25 protein-coding genes are annotated in these 24,116 nt (G+C 67.5%); 8 read left to right on the forward strand and 17 right to left on the reverse strand.

Going from position 1 to position 24,116, the window contains the following annotated elements; translation table 11 throughout:
* Positions 1 to 161: 161 nt before the first annotated feature.
* The 3 genes from ACTHQX_RS19850 to ACTHQX_RS19860 form a co-directional block, all read right to left on the reverse strand.
* On the reverse strand, positions 162 to 1,595 hold the full coding sequence (locus ACTHQX_RS19850) for an aspartate ammonia-lyase (protein ID WP_236805747.1): 1,434 nt from the start codon (positions 1,593 to 1,595) through the stop codon (positions 162 to 164).
* A gap of 9 nt (positions 1,596 to 1,604) precedes the next feature.
* Entirely contained in the window at positions 1,605 to 2,666 is a 1,062-nt protein-coding gene (locus ACTHQX_RS19855) for an asparaginase (RefSeq protein ID WP_440159022.1), read from the reverse strand.
* Between the two features lie 83 nt (positions 2,667 to 2,749).
* Positions 2,750 to 3,466, reverse strand: a complete 717-nt coding sequence (locus ACTHQX_RS19860; RefSeq protein ID WP_236805744.1) for a FadR/GntR family transcriptional regulator — start codon at positions 3,464 to 3,466, stop codon at positions 2,750 to 2,752.
* Between the two features lie 204 nt (positions 3,467 to 3,670).
* On the opposite strand from ACTHQX_RS19860, the gene ACTHQX_RS19865 reads away from it, so the two are divergent.
* Positions 3,671 to 4,009, forward strand: coding sequence for a type II toxin-antitoxin system Y4mF family antitoxin (locus ACTHQX_RS19865; protein WP_440159021.1), 339 nt, complete (start codon positions 3,671 to 3,673; stop codon positions 4,007 to 4,009).
* On the forward strand, positions 4,006 to 5,301 hold the full coding sequence (locus ACTHQX_RS19870; RefSeq protein WP_440159020.1) for a type II toxin-antitoxin system HipA family toxin: 1,296 nt from the start codon (positions 4,006 to 4,008) through the stop codon (positions 5,299 to 5,301). Before ACTHQX_RS19865 ends, ACTHQX_RS19870 begins: the two co-directional genes overlap by 4 nt.
* On the opposite strand, the gene ACTHQX_RS19875 is transcribed toward ACTHQX_RS19870, so the two are convergent.
* The 3 genes from ACTHQX_RS19875 to ACTHQX_RS19885 all read right to left on the reverse strand — a co-directional run bounded on the left by ACTHQX_RS19875 (position 5,270) and on the right by ACTHQX_RS19885 (position 8,541).
* Positions 5,270 to 6,241 (reverse strand): hypothetical protein, encoded by a 972-nt coding sequence (locus ACTHQX_RS19875; RefSeq protein WP_440159018.1) that lies wholly within the window; start codon positions 6,239 to 6,241, stop codon positions 5,270 to 5,272. The genes ACTHQX_RS19870 and ACTHQX_RS19875 overlap by 32 nt on opposite strands.
* Positions 6,242 to 6,268: 27 nt before the next feature.
* Positions 6,269 to 6,886, reverse strand: a complete 618-nt coding sequence (locus ACTHQX_RS19880) for a uracil-DNA glycosylase (protein WP_236805730.1) — start codon at positions 6,884 to 6,886, stop codon at positions 6,269 to 6,271.
* Between the two features lie 107 nt (positions 6,887 to 6,993).
* Positions 6,994 to 8,541, reverse strand: coding sequence for an amidohydrolase (locus tag ACTHQX_RS19885; protein WP_440159017.1), 1,548 nt, complete (start codon positions 8,539 to 8,541; stop codon positions 6,994 to 6,996).
* Positions 8,542 to 8,791: 250 nt separating this feature from the next.
* Here ACTHQX_RS19885 and ACTHQX_RS19890 point away from each other — a divergent pair, with 250 nt between their 5' ends.
* From ACTHQX_RS19890 to ACTHQX_RS19900, 3 genes are read left to right on the forward strand one after another with little or no spacing between them, the layout of a single operon-like run.
* The gene (locus ACTHQX_RS19890; RefSeq protein WP_440159016.1) at positions 8,792 to 9,394 is read left to right on the forward strand and encodes a hypothetical protein; all 603 of its coding nucleotides are present in this window, start codon (positions 8,792 to 8,794) and stop codon (positions 9,392 to 9,394) included.
* Positions 9,391 to 11,106, forward strand: a complete 1,716-nt coding sequence (locus ACTHQX_RS19895) for a DUF4389 domain-containing protein (RefSeq protein ID WP_440159015.1) — start codon at positions 9,391 to 9,393, stop codon at positions 11,104 to 11,106. Before ACTHQX_RS19890 ends, ACTHQX_RS19895 begins: the two co-directional genes overlap by 4 nt.
* The gene (locus tag ACTHQX_RS19900) at positions 11,103 to 11,753 is read left to right on the forward strand and encodes a dihydrofolate reductase family protein (protein WP_440159014.1); all 651 of its coding nucleotides are present in this window, start codon (positions 11,103 to 11,105) and stop codon (positions 11,751 to 11,753) included. The genes ACTHQX_RS19895 and ACTHQX_RS19900 overlap by 4 nt, the downstream gene beginning before the upstream one ends.
* Before the next feature lie 39 nt (positions 11,754 to 11,792).
* Here ACTHQX_RS19900 and ACTHQX_RS19905 read toward each other — a convergent pair whose 3' ends face one another.
* The 7 genes from ACTHQX_RS19905 to ACTHQX_RS19935 form a co-directional block, all read right to left on the reverse strand.
* Positions 11,793 to 12,176, reverse strand: coding sequence for an RNA-binding S4 domain-containing protein (locus ACTHQX_RS19905; protein WP_440159013.1), 384 nt, complete (start codon positions 12,174 to 12,176; stop codon positions 11,793 to 11,795).
* Positions 12,177 to 12,210: 34 nt separating this feature from the next.
* Complete coding sequence (locus ACTHQX_RS19910) at positions 12,211 to 12,405, reverse strand: DUF2795 domain-containing protein (RefSeq protein ID WP_236805719.1); 195 nt, start codon at positions 12,403 to 12,405, stop codon at positions 12,211 to 12,213.
* A 1-nt stretch (position 12,406) separates the two neighbouring features.
* Positions 12,407 to 13,303 carry a glycosyltransferase family 2 protein gene (locus tag ACTHQX_RS19915; protein ID WP_440159012.1) on the reverse strand — a complete coding sequence of 299 codons (897 nt, stop codon included), beginning with the start codon at positions 13,301 to 13,303 and terminating at the stop codon, positions 12,407 to 12,409.
* A 169-nt stretch (positions 13,304 to 13,472) separates the two neighbouring features.
* Positions 13,473 to 14,129, reverse strand: a complete 657-nt coding sequence (locus tag ACTHQX_RS19920; RefSeq protein ID WP_236805717.1) for a GntR family transcriptional regulator — start codon at positions 14,127 to 14,129, stop codon at positions 13,473 to 13,475.
* Positions 14,130 to 14,261: 132 nt separating this feature from the next.
* Positions 14,262 to 15,281: a transketolase family protein gene (locus ACTHQX_RS19925; RefSeq protein ID WP_236805716.1), complete on the reverse strand. Its 1,020-nt coding sequence runs from the start codon at positions 15,279 to 15,281 to the stop codon at positions 14,262 to 14,264.
* A complete protein-coding gene (locus tag ACTHQX_RS19930) occupies positions 15,278 to 16,144 on the reverse strand; it encodes a transketolase (protein ID WP_440159026.1) in 867 nt (288 codons plus the stop codon). Before ACTHQX_RS19930 ends, ACTHQX_RS19925 begins: the two co-directional genes overlap by 4 nt.
* Before the next feature lie 65 nt (positions 16,145 to 16,209).
* The gene (locus ACTHQX_RS19935; RefSeq protein ID WP_236805715.1) at positions 16,210 to 17,547 is read right to left on the reverse strand and encodes an MFS transporter; all 1,338 of its coding nucleotides are present in this window, start codon (positions 17,545 to 17,547) and stop codon (positions 16,210 to 16,212) included.
* A 190-nt stretch (positions 17,548 to 17,737) separates the two neighbouring features.
* Here ACTHQX_RS19935 and ACTHQX_RS19940 point away from each other — a divergent pair, with 190 nt between their 5' ends.
* Together ACTHQX_RS19940 and ACTHQX_RS19945 are read left to right on the forward strand one after the other, a co-directional pair.
* A complete protein-coding gene (locus ACTHQX_RS19940) occupies positions 17,738 to 18,562 on the forward strand; it encodes a sugar phosphate isomerase/epimerase family protein (RefSeq protein ID WP_236805714.1) in 825 nt (274 codons plus the stop codon).
* 34 nt (positions 18,563 to 18,596) lie between these two features.
* Entirely contained in the window at positions 18,597 to 19,370 is a 774-nt protein-coding gene (locus ACTHQX_RS19945; RefSeq protein ID WP_236805713.1) for an SDR family NAD(P)-dependent oxidoreductase, read from the forward strand.
* Positions 19,371 to 19,400: 30 nt separating this feature from the next.
* On the opposite strand, the gene ACTHQX_RS19950 is transcribed toward ACTHQX_RS19945, so the two are convergent.
* From ACTHQX_RS19950 to ACTHQX_RS19965, 4 genes are all read right to left on the reverse strand, one after another.
* Positions 19,401 to 20,525 carry a sulfite oxidase gene (locus ACTHQX_RS19950; RefSeq protein WP_440159011.1) on the reverse strand — a complete coding sequence of 375 codons (1,125 nt, stop codon included), beginning with the start codon at positions 20,523 to 20,525 and terminating at the stop codon, positions 19,401 to 19,403.
* Between the two features lie 126 nt (positions 20,526 to 20,651).
* A complete protein-coding gene (locus ACTHQX_RS19955; RefSeq protein ID WP_440159010.1) occupies positions 20,652 to 21,503 on the reverse strand; it encodes an SDR family oxidoreductase in 852 nt (283 codons plus the stop codon).
* 8 nt (positions 21,504 to 21,511) lie between these two features.
* On the reverse strand, positions 21,512 to 22,516 hold the full coding sequence (locus ACTHQX_RS19960) for an aldo/keto reductase family protein (RefSeq protein WP_440159009.1): 1,005 nt from the start codon (positions 22,514 to 22,516) through the stop codon (positions 21,512 to 21,514).
* Positions 22,517 to 22,648: 132 nt separating this feature from the next.
* Positions 22,649 to 23,452 carry a hypothetical protein gene (locus ACTHQX_RS19965; protein WP_440159008.1) on the reverse strand — a complete coding sequence of 268 codons (804 nt, stop codon included), beginning with the start codon at positions 23,450 to 23,452 and terminating at the stop codon, positions 22,649 to 22,651.
* A gap of 217 nt (positions 23,453 to 23,669) precedes the next feature.
* On the opposite strand from ACTHQX_RS19965, the gene ACTHQX_RS19970 reads away from it, so the two are divergent.
* Entirely contained in the window at positions 23,670 to 24,074 is a 405-nt protein-coding gene (locus tag ACTHQX_RS19970) for a YchJ family protein (RefSeq protein ID WP_440159007.1), read from the forward strand.
* Positions 24,075 to 24,116 lie beyond the last annotated feature (42 nt).

A 24,116-nucleotide genomic window follows, 5' to 3' on the forward strand; every position in this document is an offset into this window, starting at 1 on the left:
ATCATCTGGATCTGCCGCGGTTTGAGGCTCTTGTGGTAGCCCTTGTCCTCCGCGTGGAGAAGGTTCTCGGTGGCATGGGCCTGGGCCGGAACCGTGTGGTCTGTGATGGGTTGGTTACTCATGGGGAGTCCTTTGATTTCCTGTTGGGGGAAGGAATGTTGTTACTTGCTGAGATTCGCCAGGCGTTCGGGGCTGAGCAGCTCCTGCAGCTGGGCTTCGGTGAGCAGGCCGTGTTCAAGGACCAGTTCGGCCACGCCCTTGCCGGTGGCGAGTGCTTCCTGGGCAATGGCCGTGGCGGTGGCGTAGCCGAGGTGGGGGTTGAGGGCGGTGACCAGGCCGATGGACTGTTCCACGGTGAGGCGCAGCCGTTCGGTGTTTGCGGTGATGCCGCGGACGCAGCGGGCCGTGAGCGTGCGGCAGGCTGCTTCGAGGTGCGAGATGCTCTTGTGCAGGCTGTGCACAATGATGGGTTCGAAGGCGTTGAGCTGGAGCTGCCCGGCTTCGGCGGCCATGGTGATGGTGACGTCGTTGCCGATGACCTCGTAGGCCACCTGGCTGACCACTTCCGGGATCACCGGGTTGATCTTGCCGGGCATGATGGAGGATCCGGACTGGACGGCCGGGAGGTTGATCTCGCCGAGGCCGGCGCGCGGTCCGGAGGAGAGCAGGCGGAGGTCGTTGCAGATCTTGGACAGTTTGACGGCCACGCGCTTGAGCACGCCGGAGAGGTGGACGAACGCGCCCACGTCCTGGGTGGCCTCGATGAGGTCGACGGCGGTGACCAGGGGCAGCCCGGTGATCTCGGCCAGGTGCCGGCAGGCGGCCTCGGCGTAGCCGGCGGGGGCGTTCAGCCCGGTGCCGATCGCGGTGGCGCCGAGGTTGATCTCGTGGATGAGCAGGTCAGCCTCGGCCAGCCGCTGCCGGTCCTCGCCGATGGTCACGGCGTAGGTGCCGAATTCCTGGCCCAGGGTCATGGGCACGGCGTCCTGGAGCTGGGTGCGGCCCATTTTCACCACGGTGCGGAACTCCATGGCCTTTTCCGCGAACGATTCCTCCAGCTCCGCCAGCGCGGAGAGCAGTTCACGGGCAGCGAAGATCGTGCCGAGCTTCACCGCGGTGGGGTACACATCGTTGGTGGACTGGCTGAGGTTGACGTGGTCGTTGGGGTGCAGCCGCGCGTAGTCGCCCTTGGGGTGGCCAAGGATTTCGAGGGCCCGGTTGGCGATGACCTCGTTGGCGTTCATGTTCGACGACGTTCCCGCGCCGCCCTGGATCACATCGACGACGAACTGCTCGCTGAGTTCGCCGTCCATTACGTCGGCACAGGCCTGTTCGATGGCCGCGGCGCGTTCGGGGTCCAGCAGCCCAAGTTCAAGGTTGGTGCGGGCTGCGGCCATTTTCACGGCGGCGAGGCCGCGGACCAGGTGCATGTTGCTGGAGAGCGGCTGCCCGGTGATAGGGAAGTTCTCCACAGCACGGAGTGTGTGGACACCCCAGTACGCGACCGCGGGGATGTCGCGGTCGCCGAGCAGGTCGTGCTCGGAGCGGACATCGGACAGGGGTTGGGCGTCCGGCAGGGTTTGGGTTTCGGTCATGTGCAGTCCTTAAAGAACGTCGTCGGTCGGGGACAGGGAGGAAAAGTCTGCGGCCTGCAGCAGGCCCACTTGGCGGCCGCCGCCGAGGACCGCGCCGGTGGCGATGCCCCCAAGAGAGGAGGTGTCGACGTCGAGCGCTTCCAGCGCGCGGACGGTGACTGGCATCCGGGCCCGGTCACCGCCGTCCGAAATCTTGACGGCGATGGCGCGTCCGTCCGGCAGCCCCACCAGCTGGACGCCTTCGAAGCCGTCCTTCGCCAGGGCGCCGGGCAGGAGGCGCATGAGCTCCGTGACATCGCGGCCCTCGCCCGCCACCATGTCCGGGTGGCGGCGCATGGCATGTGCGACGGCGGCTTCCGGGCTTTCGGGGGCGGACGCACCGTCGGCAAGTTCGGCCGAGGCGAGGCGGCCGAAGGCGCGGGCCATGCCGGCGAGGGTGAGGGCGAACAGCGGGGTGCCGCAGCCGTCGGTGCTGATGCCGGCGGGTTCCTCGCCGGTCAGGTCGGTGACAGTTTCGGCCACAAGCTTCTGCAGCGGGTGTGAGGGGCCGAGGTAGCCCTGCACGGGCCAGCCGTTAACGACGCAGGTGGCGGCCATGGCAGCATGCTTGCCGGAGCAGTTCTGGGCCAGCTGCGTGGGCCGGCCGCCGTCGCGCAGCCACTGCTCGCGCTCGCGGACGCCGTAGGGAAGGTCGGTGCTGTTTTCGAGAGCTGCGGGCGTGAGCCCGTGGAGTTCCAGGATGCGGCTGGCGCCGTCGAGGTGGCGGGCTGCGCCGGAGTGGCTGGCGGCAGTGAGGGCCAGCAGGTCGGCAGGCAGGTCAAGTCCCGCCCGGACCATGGCCACGGACTGCAGGGGCTTGAGCGAGGACCGGGGGTAGAAGGCGGCCTCGGGTTCGCCCGCGGAGAGCAGGGTGCGGCCGTCGGCGGCGGTGGCGATCAGGGAGCCGTAGTGGACGCTTTCGACCAGCCCGTCGCGGGTTTGGAAGGCGAGAGGCTCATGGCGCGGCAGGATCGCTGCTGGTGCGGGAGGCGCGGAAAGGGAGTGGCTTGCCGGCATGGCGGGGGAAGGCATGGTGTCCTCTGCTGTGGGTGTTGATGTGTTGAGTCGGGTGTGGCTGGCGCCGGGGAAGGCTGGGGCCGTTACTGGCCGGGGTTTTATTGATTAAGGATGGAGTCGAGCGCCGCACCGACGGCGCGCAGGTGCTCAGCCATGGCGGCGCTGGCGTCTGCAGCGGACCCGGCTTCGATGGCGTCCAGGATGACGTGGTGCTCGACGTCGGAGGCGTGCTGGCGGTCGGCCACCATGTTGAGGGTTTCGGACTGGTGGGCGAGGGCGTCCCGGATATCAGCCACCACGCTTTCGAACACCTTGTTGCCGCTGGCGCGGGCGATGGCTGCATGGAAGCTGGAATCGAGGGCCACCCAGGCTTCTGGATCGGTCTCCGCAGCCATGGACGCCATCATGCCGCGGAGGATTTCCAAGTCCTCGGTGGTGCGGCGCTCGGCGGCGAGGCCGGCGGCGGGGACTTCGATGTGTGGCCGGGCCTCCGTGAGGTCCCGTGCCGAGAACTGGCCCAGGACGAGGTCGTTGGCCACGTGGTCGGCGACGACGAACGTGCCGCGGCCGGTCTTGGTGACGGTCAGGCCCAGGGCGGTGCAGGAACGCAGGGCCTCGCGGATCACCGAGCGGCTGACGCCGTACTGCGAGGCCAAAGATGCTTCGGAACTGAGCTTGGCGCCGACGGCCAGCGCGCCGCTCCGGATGTCGCTGCGGATGGCGTTGAAGACAGCTTCGGCTGCGCTGAGGCGCGCCAGCGGAAAGGTGGGCGCTCCGCTTTGTGGTCCGGCTGTCCGGCTGTCTGACAGGTTCACGGTTAAGAATATGGCACGGGTCACAGGCGGGTGTCAACCGGGTCCTTGAAGGGGGCCGGACATGAAGGGCCGGACCCTTGGAGAGACTCGGTGCCTGATCGGGACGATCGTTCCGATGCCGGCCTTGTGTCCCGCCCCCGTCGGGCGTAGCGTAGGAGCTACGGGCAAACCGGCACGATCGTTCCTAATCGGTAAGGAGGCGCGGTGGCCCACCCCTTCACCACGCAGCTCGCCGCGGCCGTCCGCGCCCGGCGCGCGGACCTCCGCCTGAGCCAGCAGGACCTGGCCGACATGGCAGGAGTCTCCGAGCGCTTCGTCCGCTTCGTCGAGCAGGGCAAGCCGAGCCTCCGGCTGGACACCCTGCTGGCCTTGCTGGAAACGCTCGGGCTTGAGCTGGAGCTCGGCACCCGGACCAGCGCCGCCGCCCGCGCGCTGGTGACCCAGCCGTCGGAGCTGCCGGTGACACAACCGCCGCCGCACGAACCGCCGTCGGCGGCCCCGCTGGAAGGCAGCGAGCCCAGCGAACGGGAGGACCGGCCTTGAGGCACCGCATCGCTGACATTTACAAGCAGGGCGTTCTGGCCGCCCGGCTGGAACGGCACGACGGCGGAACCAGGTTCAGCTATCTGCCCGCCTACCTGCAAAGCGGCCGCCCCGCCGTGGCCAGTTCCCTTCCGCTGTCACCGGCACCTGTGCTCTCCGGAGCCGGGGCCGCGCCGCCGTACTTCACCGGGCTGCTCCCGGAGGGCCGGCGGCTGAACGCTCTGCGCCGATCCATCAAGACCAGCGCGGACGATGACCTCTCGCTGCTCATCGCCGCCGGCGGCAACCCGGTGGGTGACGTGCAGATCGTGGGCCACGGGGAGCCGCTGGACCCGGAGGAGCACGCCGTCGAGGTGGACCCGCGCAGGCCCGTGGACTTCGACGAACTGCTGGGCGACTCAGGACTGATCGACCCCGTGGCGCTCGCCGGCGTGCAGGACAAGCTCTCCGCCGGAATGATCTCCATGCCCGTGGCCAGCGCCGGACGCCGGTTTATCCTCAAGCTCAACGCCCCGGAGTTCCCGCACGTGGTGGAGAACGAGTTCATCATGTTCCGTTACGCGGCGAAGCTGCGGATTCCGCTGAGCCGGGTGCAGCTTATGCGTGACGTCGCCGGCCGGCCGGGGCTGCTGGTGGAGCGGTTCGACCGGGTGCCCCTGGAAGCCGGTACGGCGGCGGGCGCGCCCGACGGCCCGGACCCGGTGCAGCGACTCGCCGTCGAGGACGGCGCGCAGGTACTGAAGCTGTACCCGGCGGACAAGTACAACGTGGGGTTCGGAACGGTGTGCTATGCACTCGCCGATTACTGCTCGGCACCGCTGCCGGCGCTCCGGAACCTCGCCATCCAGGCCGCCTTCGCCCTGCTCAGCGGCAACGGCGACCTGCATGCGAAGAACGTGTCCATGGTGCAGCAGCCGCACGGGGAATGGTCCATTGCGCCCGTCTACGACATCCCCTCCACAGTGGTCTACGGCGACAAGACGCTCGCCCTGACGCTCGGCGGCAAGCGCAGCGGCATCTCGCGGAAGCACTTCCTGGCCTGGGCCACGGGACTGGGCCTGCCCGAGCGCACGGCGGTGCAGGCGGTGGATCTGGCGCTGAAGGCGGCCGGCCCGCTGCTGGCTGATCTGGAGGCCGGGACGGCCTTCGCGTCAACGGCGGTCACAGCAACGGCCACCGCAGCAACGGCCGCCGCTCGAACGGACGACGGCGGCGCCTCGCCTTTTCCGGACATGGTCACCAGGGCGTGGGTCAAGGAGCTCAAGCACCGGCGGAGGCTGCTGGAGGGGTAAAGCCGTCGTACCAGCTCAGCACGCGCAGGGCCCGAAGCGTGTTCCAGCGGCTGGGCCGCCCGTCGCCGTCCTCCATGGCGAAGTGGATGCGGCCGGGGTGCGTGTTCTCGAGCAGCCAGGTCCCGTCGGGCTGCCGTTTTGAGCGGAGCAGGCCGGCGGCCTCGGCAAGGCGGCTGTCCGGCGCTTCGCCCGTGCCCCGGGAGTACGAGTCCCGGAAATAGTCCAGGCCGCGGAGCGCGTCGTAGAACCAGCGGGTCGGGTAGGAAAACTGCAGCCAGTCCGGGTCCACCAGCTCCCCGGTGCTCTTGCGCCGGAGCAGCGCGCGTTCCAGCAGGTACTCCTCGCCCCGCTTCCGCGCAGCAACCGATTCCGCGGTTCCGCCGGTGGCCCGCTCGTGTTCCAGCAGCCCCTCCAGCACGTTGATGGTGGTGGCGAAAGACGAGCGCACCGACCCCCGCTCCGCCTCGCAGTTCCAGCCGCCGTCGTCGAGCTGTTCGCCGAGGAGCCGCCGGACGATCCCGTCGACGTTCTCACCGAAGTAGGCTCCGAGCGCCACGGCCTTGCCGTTGATGCAGGGCTCCACCTCGCCGTCGAAGAACGGCTGGCCGCCTTCCTCCCAGCGGCTGTTCTCCCGGACTTTCCGCACCGCCGCGCGGGCCTCTTCGCTGCCCGGATCGAGGCCGAGGTCGCGCAGGAGCAGCAGGCTGTAGGTGGTGGCGGTCCACGGCTGGCCAGCCTCGGAGCCGTCATACGGCACCGGGAAAAAGGTGCCGCCGTCCCACTGGCCGTCGTCGCCCTGCAGGGCGAGCAGGCGCGCGCCCCAGCCCTCCACTGCCACCCGGACACGTTCGGCGCGGACCTCTTCGGCAGGCGCCTCGGTCAGGTCGCGCAGGACCTGCCAGCGGATCGAGGGGTCGGAATCGAGCAACCAGTCGAGCACGTGTCTGACCGAGCCGGTCACCGGGAGCTAAAGGTGCTGGATGCCCGCGCGCTGCATGGCGTCCTTGTAGACGTCCACGCTCTTGGTCAGGAGTTCTTCCTGCTTGGCCTCGGAAACAGCAAAGGCCCGCCCGCCGAGCGCGCTGGCCTTGTAGATTTTGATGCCGTTGTTCTTAAGTGAGGAATGGTAGGTCTTCTCGAAGAGCGTCAGGAAAGTGGCGGCGTCGGTCCCGTGGGCAATGATGGCCGAGACGCGCCTGTTGATCTTCATGAACTGCCGGAAGGGGCGCAGGCCGTCGGTCTTCTCCTGGATGCTGAGGGCCGAGGGCATGTCCGGGTCGCGCACCCAGGGGTAGGCGTTCCACGGCATGACGTAGCGCGGATCCAGTTCGGCGAGCTCGTAGATCTGGGTGGCCCGCCGGGCGGCCTCGTCGTCGTTGAAATGGGACACGAAACCGGATTCGGTTCCCTTGCCCGGGCTGACCTGGAGGCTGACAATCCGGCATTCGTCCTCGTCATGGACGGGGTCGATATAAGGAACGGTCGATCCCGGCTTCTTCTCCATAAGTTCATCGCACAGTTGCGTCACTGCTGCGATGTTCGGTTCCTGTAGCAGGGCTTTCTTTTCGTCCCAGTCAATCGTCACGATTTCTCCCTTAGCTGCATGGCGTCCAAGAATCAGGCGTCTTAGGCCACTCTACGCTTTTGACGGTAAGGGTGGGTGGGGGAGTTTCCGCCGGCCCGGCAGGACTCCTAAACCCCTGCGCCCCGGAACGTGAACCGGCCGGCCATAAGCGTTGCAGCGACGGGCATTGCGGCGAACACGGCATCGGACACGGCAAGGGGATCAGCATCCAGCACGGCAACATCCGCCATATCCCCGGCCCGGATCCGGCCGCGCCCACGCGTTGAGGCGAGCAGCGCTTCCTCGCGCGTCAGGGCCTGCTCCGGGTGCCAGGGGCCGCGGCCGTCTGCACGTGCGCGCACGGTCGCGGCGGACATCGCCAGCCACGGGTCCAGGGCCGCCACCGGTGCATCGGAACCGAGTGCCAGCCGCGCCCCGCCGTCCAGCAGCGAGCGCAGTGGGAAGGCCCGGGCCGTGCGGCCGGCCCAGTTGGTGTCAGCGGCGTCGCGGTCATCGAGCGCGTGGGCGGGCTGGACGCTGGCCGTCAGGCCAAGCTCGCCGAACCGGGCGAAGTCCTCCTGCCGTACAAACTGGGCGTGCTCGATCCGGCCGCCGATCCCAACTTCGGCGAAGGCATCCAGCGCAACCTTGTTGGCGCCGTCACCAATGGCATGGACTGCCGGAACGAAGCCCGTCTCCCGGGCCCTGGCGAGCAGGGTAACCAGTTCGGGTTCGCTCACCGTCAGGATCCCGTGCCCGCCGTGCGGGTACGGGGCAACACAAAAGGCGGTACGCGTGTTAAGGGAGCCGTCGATGAGCACCTTCAGCGGACCCACCCGCAGAAGGCCAGCACCGCCGTCGGCCATTTGTCCCGTCCGCATCCCGGCAGCAGCGGCCCGCTCCAGATCCTCCGGGTACACCCCCGCGTCAATGCGCAACGAGTGGAATCCGCCGCCGATCCGGCGCAGCCAGACGTCGCGGTTCCACGTCATCTCCAGGTCCACCACGCCCACAACACCGCGGCCGGCGGCTTCCCGGCCTGCCGTGCCGACCCAGCCGTCCACAACGTCGTCGGGCAGCCTTCCGAGTTCGAGCGTGAGGGCGAACGCCGGTTCCTCACGGAGCAGGCCGTCTGGCGGGAGCTGAACTCCGAACCGCCGCGCGGCCACCGAATTCAGCCAGACACAGTGCAGGTCATGGCTGACCAGGGCGGTGGGCACTCCCCGGGTGGCGTCGTCGAGCATTTGGGCGCTCGGGGCGTCATCCCAAATGGCGTCGCGGAAGCCGGCGCCCACCAGAGTACTGGCCGGTTCGGCTCCGGGGTCCGCCGCGGTAATCTGCTTCCGGACAAGCTCGACGGCGGCGCTCGCCGAAGCGGCACCGGACAGGTCGACCCGGTTGGCGGCCAGGGCCCACTGCGTCATGTGGATGTGCTCGTCCCACAGTCCGGGGATGACGAAGCGTCCCTCGAGATCCAGCACCTGGGCATCCGCTCCGCTGAAACCTCCGGGGCGTACCCCCGCTGCGGTGATTGCGGACACCCGGCCGTTGCGGATATGGAGGTCGGAGCACTCCTTGTCACCGGGCAGCCTCACGGACGCGAGCAGCAGGTCCTGTGACGTGGTGCCTTGGGCCGCTGGGTCGTATCCTGCTGGGCGGTCCTGGCTGGAAGGCATAGGAACAGGCTAGGCGGGTAGCGCGTCAGCACCAATCTGCGCCGCACCGCTGTTTCGGTGACCTGCACAGGCAGGGCTCCAGTGAACGCCTCTTCCCTGTGCTGGCAACAGGGTGCATTCTGGACGTTACACAGTTCCGACAACGAAGTCGGGGAGGCGTAGGCCACATGAACTTTAATATCCGGTCCCTTGATGCGTTCCGGCCGGGCCAACTTGGGCAGCGACTGCCGGCCAAAGGGACGTGAGCGGCGTGGACATCGCTGCAAGTCATCACCGCCTCAAGGTCATGGTCCGCATCGATGCGAACATGGAGCGCGCCTGCATCGAGGTCCGCGGAACCCTGACGCCAGCCAACATACGGGCGCTTTATGTTGTTGCGCGGCGTGCCAGGACCCTGATGCCGGGCAAGGAAATCGTATTGGACCTGTCGATGGCACGTGCCGCCCTGGACACCATCACCGCGCTTCATGATCCAGCGCATCTCACCCAACTCAGCGGCGAAGGCACCTCCGAGAAACCGTGCCGGCTCAGCATTCTGGACCCCCGGCCGGGCATCCACGCGCACCCTTCGTTCACTCACGGGCGCGGCGACCACAAGCACCCTGACGGCAAGCACCCTGACGGCAAGCACCCCGACCATCAACACGGTGACCACAAGCACCCGGACGGTAAGCACAAAGACAAGGCGGGCAGAACCCAGGAACGCAAAGTCGAACCATCCGCCGCCCGATCACGCACCGCCCGGGCAAGCGAGGTCCAAGCAACTGCCGTGGAAACGGGTACTGCCCAACCCAGCCCTGACCAACCACGGGTGGCACTTCGCCGCCGGGACCGAGATAAGGAACCGGCGTGAAACCTGGCCGCATGGTGATGCTCGTCCTCGGTACACTCGCCGCGCTCCTCGGACTGGGGCTGCTGGCAGGCGCAGCCGGGGTGGGCTGGCTCAACTTCCAGCAGCGCGACGAAGGATACTTCACCACTCAATCGCACCGGTTCGACGCCGCGTCCTCCGCCATCACCACGGCGGGGCTGGACGTCATGGTCAGGGGCAGGCTCCCGGACGTCATTCCGTCTCAAGCGGCCGGCAGCGTCCTGCTCCGAGGATCGGCAGCCAGCCCGGGCAAGGGGATCTTCATTGGCATCGCACCGCAGCAGGACGCGGCGCGTTATCTCGAGGGAGTTAAGCGTTCCGAGATCCGCGAGTTGAATCTACGGCCCTTCAGGGTCGATTACACCGAAGTGCCGGGAACGCGGACCCCTGCCCGCCCCGGTGCCCAAAATTTCTGGGTCACGTTCGCCGAGGGCACCGGCACGCAGGAACTCAAGTGGAACATCCTTCCCGGCAGCTGGACCGTGGTGGTCATGAACGCCGACGCCACCGCCCCGGTTTCCGTGGATCTGCAGGCCGGCGTCCGCTCCGACCTGCTGTGGCCTCTGTTCCTGTGGCTGCTCATTGCCGGGATCGTGCTGCTGGCCATCGGAGTGCCGCTGATCGTTGCAGGGGCGATGGGACTTGGACGGCACGGGCCGCCACCGCATCTTCCCCCCGGCCAGTATCAACCCGGCCACTATCCGCCCGGCCAGTATCAACCCGGCCATCCCCTGGCGGCGGGGCCTCCCGCCGCTGCCGGTGCCACCGGGCCGTTCCCCAGTTCTGCCGTGCCGGACGGAAGTGCAGGTGGCAGCGCAGGTCCTCCCAGCATGCAGCCGGGACCGTATCCGGCAGCTAGTTACCCGGCCGCCGGCTACCCGGCACCCGGTTATCCGACTCCTGGCTATCCCGCCCCAGCTGGCGGGGCGGGCGCACCGCCGCCGCCCGCCGTCGTCGACCAGTTTGAGAACCCGAGGTACCCTGCCCGCCTGACCGGACACATCGACCCGGCCCTGTCCAGGTGGATGTGGCTGGTCAAATGGTTCCTGGCCATCCCGCACCTGATCGTCCTGTTCTTCCTCTGGTTCGCACTGATCATCACCAGCATCGTGGCGTGGTTCGCGATCCTGTTTACCGCCCGCTACCCGCATTCGCTGTTCAATTTCAACGTGGGCGTGCTGCGCTGGAGCTGGCGGGTGTCCTTCTACGCCTTCACGGCGATCGGAACGGACCGCTACCCGCCCTTCACCCTGGCCCGCACCGACTACCCGGCCGACTTTGACGTCGACTATCCGGACCACCTCTCGCGCGGCCTGGTGCTGGTGAAGTCCTGGCTGCTCGCCATTCCGCACCTCCTGATTGTGGGTGTGCTGGCGGGATCCACGCGTACCTGGGTGGCGTCGTCGGATGACGACTTTGCCGGCGGCGCCGGCCGCTACACGGCGGGCAGCGCGGTCTCCCTGCTCACGCTCCTGGCCTTCATCGCCGGCGTCATTCTGCTGTTCACCGGCAGGTACCTCCGGACCCTGTTCGACCTGCTGATCGGCCTCAACCGCTGGGTTTACCGCGTTGCGGCTTACGTGGCCCTGATGCGGGACGAGTATCCTCCGTTCCGGCTCGACATGGGCCCTGCCGATCCCGGGGAACGCCCGGTGGCGAGTCCGCAAACCGCTCCGCCAAGAGGGCCGTCATGAAACTCACCGTTCACACCTTCGTGAGCCTCGACGGCGTCATGCAGGGCCCGGGCGGCCGGGACGAGGACACCAGCGGCGGCTTCGAATTCGGCGGCTGGCTGGTGCCGCTGTTCGACGAGGACATGGGCAGGATCGTGAACGGGTGGTTCGCCGAAGCGGATGCGATTCTGCTCGGCCGCACCACCTACCAGATGTTCCAGCCCTACTGGGAGCAGGTCACGGACCCGGGCGACGCCGTAGCCACGGCGCTCAACAGCCTCCCCAAGTACGTGGTGTCCTCAACACTGACCGAAGCGACCTGGAACAACACCTCCATCCTTCCCGCGAACTTCCTCGAAGCCGTGGATGACCTCAAAGCGGGCCCGGGCCGGGAGCTCCAGGTTCACGGCAGCTACCGGCTGGTCCGGGCCCTGCACGACGCCGGCCTGGTGGACGAGTACCGGCTGATCATCTTCCCTGTGGTCTTGGGCCAGGGCAAGCGGCTTTTCGAACCCGGCGTCACGCCGTCGGCCTTCACCCTGGCCGGGAGTAAAGCGACGTCGTCAGGTGCCGTCCACCTGACCCTCCTGCCCGCCGCCTTTGGCGCCGCCGGCCTGGAGGTAGGGGAGTTTGAGGTGCGGGAAGGCCGGGAGCAGGTTAAGGACTGAGGGGCTGGCAGCCCAGGCCGCTGTCAGCCCAAGCCGCTGTCAGCCCGGTCCGCGCAGGCGTTCCATTTCGCGGCGGTCCTTCTTGGTGGGCCGGCCGGTCCCGCGGTCCCGCTGCGGCAGCCCGAGCGCCGGCGCCACGGGCCGGGGTGGCGTGTGGTCCGTGAAACAGTGCGACGCTGCCTCTGCACCCACCCGCTTGGCGATAAGCCGGCGCACCTCGAGGATGCGCTCATAACCGGGTTGCCGGACGCGCACGGTATCGCCGGGGACGAGTGACTGCGAGGCCTTGGCCGGGTTGCCGTTGATGCGCACATGCCCGGCACGGCACGCGGCGGTGGCGGCGGACCTGGTCTTGTAGGCGCGGATCGCCCATAGCCAGGCGTCGACGCGGACAGTGGCGGGGGACGAGGAAAGGCTGCTCATAATTGCAGCCGAGTATAGCCGGGACGGAACTGACCTAGACGTCCGAGACGGCGGAACTCACCGCCGTCGGGCTGCCATATTCCCTGTCCGGAATACTCTGGAGCGCGTCCAGGACGTTGCTGTCTGCGCCGGACTCCTTGGCCCGGGAGATGAGGGTTTGGCGGCTCGCGGGGTAGTCGATCCCGCTCAGGAACTTCTGGATCTGGATGGGGTTCGGTGTCTCGGCCATGTCAGTACCTTTCGGCTAGTTGGTGGGTTGCATCCTCCGGGCTGTCCGCCAGCACGATGTCAAAGGCTTCCACCCGGCGGTCCGTGACCGTGGTGGGGGATTCCAGGTGGACGGCGCCCGTGGGAAGGATTCCCGCGCCGCCGAACCTTTCCATCACCCGCCACTGGGCCACGACGTCCTCACCGCAGTGCTCGGGCGGCAACTGGGTCCAGAACCGGAACCCGCCAGTCTCCTCCAGGGCCTCGCGGCGGAACATGGTGCACCCGCCCAGCCAAGCCACCTTGTACGGCACCCATTGCCCGGATTCCAGTCCCAGTTCGGCGCTCAGATGGCTCAGGTTCGCCGCATTGTGCAGCGGCCAGCGCTGGAAGGCCTCGCCGCCGGGGCGGATCCGCTCGGGTGTCACCCTTCCCTGCCATGGTTCAAACGTGCGGGTCTGTTCCGGGCGGCGGTCGTTCAGGAAGGAGAGCCCCTGCGGTGCCATTCCCACAAAGCCGCAGCCCAGGGTATCGAGGGCTTCACTCATCCTGTTCAGCGCACCCGGTTCGAGCCAGACATCGTCATCGAGGAAGAGCACTTTGTCCGTCCGGGCCTGCTCGAGTGCGAACTGGCGGTGTTCGGCGAGGCCGCGGCGCGGCAGGTGGCGGTGCAGATCGACCCGGGTGCCCTGCGCACGGAGCACGCGGAGCAGGGCGGCCGCCGGAGGATGCTCCCAGGCCGGCAGCCCGTCCGACTGGTCGCTGACCACCAGCCGAAAGGCCGGACCCTGCTGTGCTGCAAGCCCGGCGAGGGTGACGGCCAGCTCGGCGGGCCGGTTGCAGGTGGGAATGAGGACGTCCACGACGGCGTCCTCGGAGATCTGGCCGGAGGCCCAGTTGGCGGATGTGTGGCGATCCATGATCACCGCCTTTCAGAGACCAGTGGTCGGTCGGGACCGACGAGGTGTACGGTGCACTGGTTCAGGTACCCAGGGCTTTTGCCGCCTAAACGCCGCACGGGCGTGTCGGGCCGGACTCGCCGACAGCCGATTTCAGGACCACACGTCAGGGGGCGGCGGGGCAGAGAGGCTACGCGACCAGGACGGCCGCGGCGGAGTCCATGTGCTCGCGGATGGTGTCGCGGGCCAAGGTGGCGTCGCCGGTTTCGATGGCTGCGACGATGTCATTGTGCCGGTCCACGCTCATGTTCCGCACGCCCTTTTCGAGCCCGGCGAACATGATGGACATCCGGATGGACCCTTCCAGGGATTCCCACGAGTGGAGCAGGGTCTCGTTGCCGGTGAGGCGGCACATGGTGCGGTGGAAGTCGAGATCGGATTCCACCCGCTCCTCCAGTGTGCCGTGGGTGGACGCTTCCATGGCCTGGATCGCTGCGCGGAGCGAGCCGATGACGTGCTGGCGGTCCGGCAGTTCGCACAGTGTGCGGGCAGCCAGGGATTCCAGGGCCGCCCGGACGGAGTAGATGTCGCGGATTTCCTTGGCATCCAGGTGCCGGACAGAGAGCCTGCCGCGGGTGCCCGCGGACACCAGGCCTTCCTGCTGGAGCTGCCGCAGGGCCTCCCGGAGCGTTCCGCGGCTGATCTGCAGCATCTCGGACAGCTCGGTTTCCACGAGGTGGCGGCCCGGCTCGAGTGCTCCGCTGGTGATGGCGGTGCGTAGCGCGGCCAGCGCCTGCTCGCGGAGGCTTTTCTTTTCCAGTCCCAGCAGGGTTGCTGTCGCGGCCATCGGATTCTCCCAAGGTCAGAGGTCGACTGTTTACAGTCGCCGTGTTAACAATGATGCCACGGCAGGAGTGCGGGCCACGTGCTGTCCCGCCCTCCTGCCGTGGCTGCGCTCCAGGCGGAGCCGAAGCCGGGACTAGCCGAGCTCGGCGAGCACCTTCGCCACGATGCGCTGGACGGTCAAGCCGTAGCGTTCGTGGAGCGTGGGCAGGGCGCCGGCGTCGAGGAATTCGTCCGGCAGTGCCACCGGCACCACCCGCTTGCCGAGGCCTGCGCTGACTACGGATGAGGCGACTGTTTCGAACAGCCCGCCCACCACGGAGTGGTTTTCCAGGGTCACGGCCAGCCGGTCGGTGTTGATTTCGGCCAGGACGGTTGCGGCGTCGAACGGTTTGATGGTGGGCGTATGGACGACGGCGACGTCCACGTTGTGTTCCGCCAGCGCCTTGGCTGCCTGCAGGGCACGCATGGTCATCAGGCCGCTGGAAACGAAGACGACGTCGTTGCCCCCGCGCAGGACCTTGGCCTTGCCGAGCTCGAACGTGTAGTCGTACTCGTCCAGGACGGTGGGCACGTTGCCGCGGAGCAGGCGCAGGTAGGTGGGTCCTTCGCTGGCGGCGAGCTGCGGGACGGCCTGTTCGATGTCGATGGAATCACAGGGGTCCACGATGGTCAGGTTGGGCATGCCGCGGAAGATCGCCATGTCCTCGGTGGCCTGGTGGCTGGGGCCGTAGCCGGTGGTGAGGCCGGGCAGGCCGCCCACGATGTTGACGTTCAGGTTCGGCTCGGCCGCGTCCAGGCAGAGGAAGTCGTAGGCGCGGCGGGCGGCGAACACGGAGTAGGTGGAGGCGAACGGCACCAGTCCGGTTTCGGCGAGGCCTGCTGCAGCGCCGAAGAGCAGCTGCTCGGCCATGCCCATCTGGAAGAACCGTTCCGGGAAAGCCTGGGCGAAGATGTGCATGTCCGTGTACTTGCCCAGGTCCGCAGTGAGGCCAACGATCCTGTCGTTTTCCTGCGCGGCCTTGACCAGTGCGTGGCCGAAGGGGGCGGAAGCGGTTTTCTGTCCCGGATCGGCGAAGGACGCGATCATGGCCGAGGTTTTGAGCTTGGGGGCGGTGCTTGCCCCGGCGGTGGACTTCACTGCTGTGGTGCTCATCGGGCAGCCTTTCCTTCGTATCGTGCGGTCAACTGCTCGCGGCAGAGCTGCCATTCGTGTTCCTCGATGCGCATGAAGTGCGCCTTTTCCCGTTCCTCCAGCAGTGTCACACCACGGCCCACCTTGGTGTCGCAGAGGATCACGGAGGGGCGTCCGCTGGTGGCGGCCTGCTCTGCGGCGTTGTCGAACGCGGCGAGCAGCGCGGCGACGTCGTTGCCGTCCACCCGCTGGGCGTACCAGCCGGCGGCTTCCCACTTTTCGGTAATGGGTTCGGTGCGGAGCACGGTGTCGGTCTTGCCGTCGGCCTGCAGGGCGTTGATGTCCACCATGGCGGTGAGGTTGCCGAGCTGGTGGTGGTGGGCGCCCATGGCAGCCTCCCAGGTGGAGCCCTCGTCCAGTTCCCCGTCGGAGAGGAAGTTGTAGATCCTGGCGTCCGAGCCCTGGTAGCGCAGGCCAAGGGCCATGCCGACGGCGATGGTCAGTCCGTGGCCGAGGGAACCGCCGGAGATTTCCATGCCGGGGGTGTAGGTGGACATTCCGGACATGGGGAGCCGGGAGTCGTCCGAGCCATAGGTTTCGAGCTCCTCGACGGGGACGATGCCAGCTTCGGCCAGGGCTGCGTAGTGGCCGATGGCGTAGTGCCCGGTGGAGAGCAGGAAGCGGTCACGCTGCTCCCAGTGCGGATCATCGGCACGGAACCGGAGCTGGTCGGCGTAGACGACGGCGAGCATGTCCGCGGCTCCGAGCGCCTGGCCCACGTAGCCCTGGCCCTGGACCTCGCCCATGTTCAGGGCGTGGTGCCGGATGCGGTAGGCGGCGGCACTGACCCGTTCGAGTCGTTCTGCGGCAGTTTCCTGGGTCATTCGTTCCTTCTTGGGAGGTGTTGTGGCCTGCAGTTCCTGCAGGCTGGCTTCGTTGACGGCGGTCATCACGCGTTCACCGACTGGGGGGTGCTTTTGGTGATTTCATCAGCGAGCTGGCGCTCCTGCTTGCCCCAGGTTTCCCGGGTGGCGAAGGCTGCCCAGAGGCCGATCAGGGCGTACAGGCCGAACAGAAGGGCCGGGCCAATCCAGCCGAAACTGACGAACAGCAGGGTGGTGATGAACGGGGTGAAGCCCGAGACCATGGCGGAGATCTGGTAGGCCAGTGAGGCGCCCGAAGCGCGGGTCTTGGCCTGGAACAGCTCGGGGAACCAGGCTCCCTGGGCTCCGGCGAGGGAGTTCTGGCAGACCGCGTAGGAGATCACGATCGTGGCGATGATGAAGACGAACATGCCGGTGTTGACCAGCAGGAACATCGGGATGGCGAACAGTGCGGCAAACGCGGTGGACCAGATGTAGAGGGGGCGGCGGCCGATCCTGTCGGTCAGGCGGCCCCAGGCCATGGTGGCGATGATGCCGATGGCGGACGCGATGCAGAGGGCCACCAGGGTCTGGGTCTTGTCGGCCAGCTGTTCGGTGTGCAGGTAGGAAATCATGTAGGTGATGGACACGGCGTAGCCGGCGGTCTCGGCGATGCGGAGGCCGATGCCCTTCACGATGTTGCGCCAGTCGGTCTTGATGACCTCAACGATGGGGGACTTGACGATGTCTCCGTGGTCCTTGACCTCGTCGAAGACCGGGGACTCGGGGACCTTGGAACGGATGATCAGGCCGACCACCACCAGCACAATGCTGGCGAGGAAGGGGATGCGCCAGGCGAGCTCGCCGCCGAGGTTGACGCTGACCAGGAACACCAGGTTGGCCAGCAGCAGTCCCACCGGGAAGCCGGCCTGGACGATGCCGGTGTACTTGCCCTTGGACTTCCATGGTGCGTGCTCGTAGCTCATCAGGATGGCTCCGCCCCATTCCGCACCGAAGGCCAGGCCCTGGACGATGCGGACGAAGACCAGCAGCGCCGGAGCGAGCAGGCCCACCTGGCTGTACGTGGGCAGCAGGCCGATAAAGAAGGTGGCGATGCCCATCAGGATCAGGGAGGTGACCAGGACGGGCTTGCGTCCCACCTTGTCGCCCAGGTGGCCACCGATGATGCCGCCCAGCGGCCGGGCGGCGAAGCCGACGCCGAGCGTGGCGAAGGCGGCCAGCGTTCCGGTGACCGGGTCACCGGTGGGGAAGAACGCAGTTCCGAAGTAGAGGGCGGCCGCAGTACCGAAGCCGATGAAGTCGTACGTCTCGATCACGGCGCCGACGCCCGAGCCGATGGCGACCCGACGGGCATCTTTGGTGCCGTGGACCGGCCCCCGCATGTTCAGAGCTTCGTTGCTCATGGTGGTTCCCTTTCGAAGAGCGGCTGAAGAAGCTCCAGCGCTGTCGACTGTTAACAAGATGTGTCCCAGTGTGACCGACGTCATGCCGACTGTCAACAGTCGCCGTCAGGAGTTGACTGTTAACAGTCGCCAGCGATAGTGTGGTGCCCATCACTACGGCCCTCCGGGCACGACTAGAGGATCAACAACGATGTTCCATTCCCGACTCGGGTGCTCATCCATCAGCTTCCGCCACCAGGACCTGCCGGCCGCCCTGCGAAGCATCGCCGGGCTGGGTTTCGGCGAGATCGACCTGGGCGCCCTTCCCGGCGTCTGCGATCACGTTCCTTATGAGCTCGACGCGGACGCCGTTTCAGCGGTCGCCGCTGACGTGGCCGCATCGGGACTGCGGGTACGTTCCGTCAACGGGGATATCGGGGACCTCAATGCAGTGCTCGACGCCGGCCGGCAGGCTAAGCGGGACAGGCACCTTGATGCCTTGCTCACCCTCACGGCGAAAACCGGAGCCAAGGCGCTGGTCCTGCCCTGCGGTGCGCTCAGCCACGAACCGGTGAACAGCCTCGAAGAGGACCTGGACACCGTCGCAGCGCAGCTCATCAAGGCCCAGCGTCGTGCGGCTGGATTCGGCGTCGAACTCTGGACCGAATCGCTGCACTTCCTGAGGTTCTGCTGGAACCTGGAACGCGCGGAACTGCTGGCGCAGCGGCTGGCGGGCTCCGGCGTCGGGATTGTCATGGACTTCAGCCATATCGTCGCCGCTGGCGAGGACCCGCTGGAGTACTTGGCACGCCACGAGGGCCGCATAGCCCACGTGCACCTGCGCGATGCCCTGCCCGGGAACATCAACCTCAGCATCGGCAACGGCCAGGCCGATTTCGCCGCCGGGCTGCGGGTCCTCGCCGAGCAGGGCTACACCGGGCACTTCAGCCTGGAACTCGAAACCCGGGACATCACCCACGACGAACGCCCGGCGGCTGCCGCCAAGGCAGCCAGCTTCATCACAGACCTGATCTGATCGACCAACCCCACAAAAAGCAAGGAGCATCATCATGACCGCCATTCAGCGCACCGCCGTCCTCACCGGAGCCACCTCGGAACGGGGCATCGGCATGACCACCGCCCGCCGCTACGCCAGCCAGGGCTGGGCCGTGGTGATCCTGGACCTCGACGGCGAGAAGTCCGCGAAGGTCGCCACCGAAATCGGCAACGAATTCAACGTCCCGGCGTTCGGCTACGAAATCGACGTCGCCAACGAGGACTCCGTCAACGCCGCGTACAAGGCAGTTTCGGCCGAGGTCAAGAGCGGCGCCCTTCCGGCCGTCGGCGCCCTGGCCAACATCGCCGGCATCACCTCACCGGTGCCCTTCCTGGAAACCACGCTTGACCTCTGGAACAAGGTCATGGCCGTGAACTCCACCGGCACCTACCTCGTCACGAAGGCCTTCCTGCCGGACATGATCGACAACGGCTGGGGCCGTATCGTCAACATGTCCTCCGTTTCCGCCCAGCGCGGCGGCGGCGTCTTCGGCAAGGTCCCCTACTCCGCTGCCAAGGCCGCCATCCTCGGCTTCACCAAGGCCCTCGCCCGTGAGCTCGGTGACTCCGGCGTGACCGTCAACGCCATCACCCCGGGCGCCGTGGACACCAACATCCGCGTCGGCAGCACCGATGAGCAGGAAGCTGCCATCAACGCCGGCATCCCCCTGGGCCGCAACGCCACCACCGAGGAAGTCGCCGCCGTCATCACCTTCCTGTCCTCCGACGATTCCGCCTACCTGACCGGCACCACCATCGACATCAACGGCGGAAGCCACATGCACTAAGAGGGCGCCGGCCAAGGCAAGCTCAGCGGGCTACTCGACGATGACCCGCACCCGCTGCACCGTGTTGTTGCCCATGCCCTGGTAATTCCAGTGCTGCTCCAAGGGCTGGGTAGACCCGGCCGCGTCGGTGGCCCGGCACGCCAGTTCGTGGTGGCCGGGATCGGCCACCCATGGCAGGTTCCAGCCGCGCCAGGCAAAGGCACCGGCAGGCTTGTCCAGCTGCGCCGGAACCCACTTGCCGTCGATCCCGACCTCCACTTTCGTTATGGCGCCCTCACCGGACCACGCCCGGCCCTGGAGCATGACGGGCCCGCGGGGAAGGTACCTGCGGCGGGTGTAGAAGTCAGGAATGCCCGGCGGGACCATCAGGGACCGCACCCTGATCCGCGAAACCGGTGTGCCGGCGTCGTCCGCGTTGTGCTGGTAACGGTAGGCGACCGACTGCTGGAAGCCGGTGAACGGCGTCGTGACCACCTGGATCGACTGCAGCCACTTGACGCTGGCCATGCCATACCAGCCCGGGACGACGAGCCGCAGCGGATAGCCGTGCTGGGGCGGCAGTTCGGTGCCGTTCATCTTGTAGGCAAGGACGACGTCGGCCCGCGAGGCTTCCGCAATCGGCAGGCTCCGGGCGTACTGCTGCCGGACGCCGCCCTGGATGCCGGCATCCAGACCGGTGAAAACCACCTCGACGGCTTCGGGCTCGACGCCGGCCTGGGCCAGCAGGTATGCGAGCGGAACACCGGTCCACACGGCCGTTCCCACGCCCTCCAGCGTCCAGGGTTGGCTGAGCGGCCGCGGCCTCAGCAGCGAACGCCCGTTGCCGGCGCATTCCAGGGTCACCTGGACGCTAATGGCCGGATCCCGCTTCAGCGCCGCAAGGCTCAGTTCCATTGCCCGCTCCACGGCGCCGCCTATCCGGAGGTGCCACGCGCCACTGACCTGCGGAATGTCGAAGTGGGTCAGCACGTAATGCAGCCCGGGAGGAGTCACGTCCTCGCGCAGGGCCTCAAGCGGCATGGAGTGGTTCCGCACGGCGAGCTGCAGCTCTTCGCTGGTGAGCGGGCCATGCGTCGGTTCACCGGAGTGTGCTGTTACACCGGAATGTGCTGCGGGGCGGGCGGACGGTCGGCGTCGGTAGATCAGCTTGGACATGGCCTTGCGATTCTGCTGGGTGCTGCGGTTCCTCGGGGCTGCGGGGTGCAGCCGCGAATAGGCGTACTCCTCCTCACAGGTTTACGCCGCGCGCAAATGACCGTCAACAGCCCGGCCGCGTCGCCCCTAGAGCTGCGGCAGCTTCACCAGTTCCTCGAGTGCCATCGGGTCCTGGCCGGTGAGGCCGTGCACGTCCGTCGTCGCCCCTGCCAGCTCCCCGGCGGCGATCGCCGTGTACGTGCTGACCCAGGCCTCGACCTGCCAAGCCGGGGCGCCGTAGGAGGCGCGGGAGGCGAATGCCTCCTCCACAGTTTCGTGGTGGTACGTGACGGTCCTGCCCGTGGAACGCGAAAGCACCTCGGCGGCGCGCGCCAGCGAGATGTCCTCCGGGCCGGTCAGGTCGTAGGTTGCCCGGGCGTGAACGGCCGGGTCACGGAGCACGGCCACCGCGGACCGGGCAATGTCCTCCCGGGCGACGGCGGCCATCACGCCGTCGCCCGCCGGACCCCGGATGACGCCGTCCTCCCCGGCCAGCATGGGCAGGAAATCCAGGTAGAAGTTGTCCCGCAGGAAAGTGAACCCCATGCCTGAGGTCCTGATCCGCTCCTCAGTGGCGTAGTGGTCGCGGCCCAGCGTGAAGGTGCAGTCCGGCGCGGCCCCGAAGAAGGACGTGTACACAATGTGCTGCACGCCGGCCTCCGCGGCGGCATCCACGAACGCGTAATGCTGCTGCAACCGGTCCTCCGCCTCCGCCGCCGACACCATGAACAGGACCTTGACCCCTTCCAGGGCCGGCCGCGACAGTACTGGATCACCGTAACTGACCGCTACCGCCGGGGCGTCCTCCAAGTCGGGCGCCCGCCGGGGGTCGCGCACCAGCAGGCGCTGGGAAAACCCGGCGTCGGACAGCTGCCGGGCCACCATGCCGCCCAGGACCCCCGTGGCGCCGGTGATGGCAAGGTCTGGAAGGTCAGTCATTTGGACTCCTAGGCCTCGCGGGTTGCAGGGGACTTTGTTTTGGCCGGGTCCCGCTCAGCGAGGGAGCCGACGGCGGCGTCGATCTTCTTCAGGACGTCCGGTTCAAGGCGCACTCCGGCGGCCGCGGCGCTGTCGGCGACCTGTTCGGGCCGGGATGCGCCGATGATGGCCGAGGCCACGTTCGGGTTCTGCAGCACCCAGGCCACCGCCAGCTGGGGCATGGTCAGCCCGGTTTCCTCGGCGATGGGCCGCAACTCCTGCACCGCGGCCAGGACGTCATCCCGCATCCAGCGCTCGATCATCTTGGCACCGCCCTTGTCGTCGGTGGCGCGGCTGCCCTCCGGCAGCGGCTGGCCTGGCAGGTACTTGCCGCTCAACACGCCCTGCGCCATGGGCGACCAGACGATCTGGGAGACGCCCAGCTCCTCCGACGCCGGAACCACTTCCTCCTCGATGACCCGCCACAGCATGGAGTACTGCGGCTGGTTGGAAATCAGCTGGAAGCCCAGCTCCTTGGCCATGGCGTGGCCGTTGCGAAGCTGCTCAGCGGTCCACTCGCTGACTCCTATGTACAGGGCCTTTCCTTGCCGGACGATGTCCGCGAACGCCTGCATCGTCTCCTCGAGCGGCGTTTCAAAGTCGTAGCGGTGCGCCTGGTACAGGTCCACATAGTCCGTCTGCAGCCTGCTAAGGGACCCGTCGATGGATTCCATGATGTGCTTGCGGGACAGGCCGACGTCGTTCTTTCCCTTGGGCCCGGTGGGGCCGAACACCTTCGTGAAGATCTCTATGGACTGCCGGCGTTCACCCTTGAGCGCTTCGCCCAGAACGGTTTCCGCGGCGGTGTTGGCGTAGACGTCCGCGGTGTCGAAGGTGCTGATGCCGGCGTCCAGCGCCGCCCGCACGCACTGCGCCGCGACGTCGTTCTCCACCTGGGAGCCATGCGTGAGCCAGTTGCCGAACGTGATTTCCGAGATCTTGAAGCCGCTGTTTCCGAGGTATCTGAATTCCATGGGGTTCACGCTAGCGGAGATGGTTGCTCAGGGTAAGGGATGCCGGCGGCTTATCTCGCCGACTTCTCACAGCCGGCGCCCACCGCCGAACGGAAGGCGCAAGGAGCCCGACGGCATGGAGAACCAGCGCGGTCAGGCGCGGGCGCGGGCGTCCGGGTGCTGTGCGAGGGACGTCATGGAGCCGGTGTCCAGGACAGTGGCATGTCCGGCAACCGTCGGTTTCCGCGCAGGCTGCGGCGGCTGCGCCGACGGCGCCAAGGCGGACCGGACCGTTGCCCCCTTGCTGGAGGCACCCTTGCTGGTCGCGCCCGTGCCGGTCGCGCCCGTTCCGGGCGGTTCGGCCGGCACGGCATCGTGGCGCAGTGCCGATTTTACGAGCGGCGCCACCTGCGTCACGCTGGCCGCAGCCACGTCGGGCGGCGGCAGGTCCCGGACGGTGACTTTTATATCCGGCGCGGCGGCCCGGGCGCGCGCCACCGCACGGGCGTCGGCTGCAGCCACGGCGTCGGCCCAGCCTTTCGAGAGCACCGGCGGTACCGGCCGGGCGGCGGTCACCAGGGGGTGGTGGACGACGGCGCTGCGGAGCGCCTCCTGGAGGCCGGCGCGGGTCCGGAGCTTGTTCCAGTCGATCGGTGCGCGGGGCTCGCGGACCGGGCGGGGGGCCTTGGGGGCCTTTTTCGCCTTGGCTTTTGCCGGCGCCGTTTCCGCCCTGGCGGGCAACGGGCGGCCGTCCGCGGTGAGCCGCACGATCTCGATTGTTTCGTTTTTGGGGAGGCGGCCGAACAGCGCCATCACGATCAGCGCGACAAGGCGTCCCAGCCCTGCAATCACCAGCGTGAGCATGACACTGATGCACAGTCCGATGAACATGAGGAAGGCAACACCCAGGGTGCCAAAAAATGTCAGGTTCAGTGCAATCGTTGTCGGATCTTCCACTTCACCCTCCTTACCCTCGGCGCCCGGCCCGTCCCCAAGGATCGAGCCGGCGATTACGCCGGAAAACAGCCCCTAACCACCATACGGACTATTTACTGCCGACATGCCCGCATGGCAAGTAGCGGCAACTGTTGTTTCAAAGCTGTTATAGGACGCGGCCTTCCGCAGGCGCCGATAGGCTGATCCAGCAAGCGACCGCCACGTTCCCAGGGATGCCATGACCGAACCAGAACCCTTCTCCGGCAACTGCCCGTGCCTTTCAGGCGAGCAGTACACGGACTGCTGTGGCCGGTTCCACTCCGGCTCGGCAGACGCAGCCACCGCCGAGCAGCTGATGCGTTCCCGTTACTCGGCCTTCGTCCTGCTCCATGCCGATTACCTCCTGAAAACATGGCACCCCAGCACCCGGCCTGCGGAGCTGGACTTCGATCCGGGCCTGGAATGGCGGCGGCTGGACATCCTGTCCGTCGAGCGGGGCGGCCCGCTCGACACCGAAGGCACCGTGGAGTTCAAGGCGCACTTCCGTCAGGACGGCGAGCGGGGCGTCCACCACGAAACCAGCCGCTTCCTCAGGGCGGACCACCGCTGGTTCTATGTGGACGCCGTCGCGCTCTACCGGTAGCGGAACCTGCGGCCGCGCCCGGCCGCAGGTCACTTGTACTTC

The organism is Arthrobacter sp. SAFR-023 (assembly GCF_051965295.1).
Taxonomy (GTDB): Bacteria; Actinomycetota; Actinomycetes; order Actinomycetales; family Micrococcaceae; genus Arthrobacter.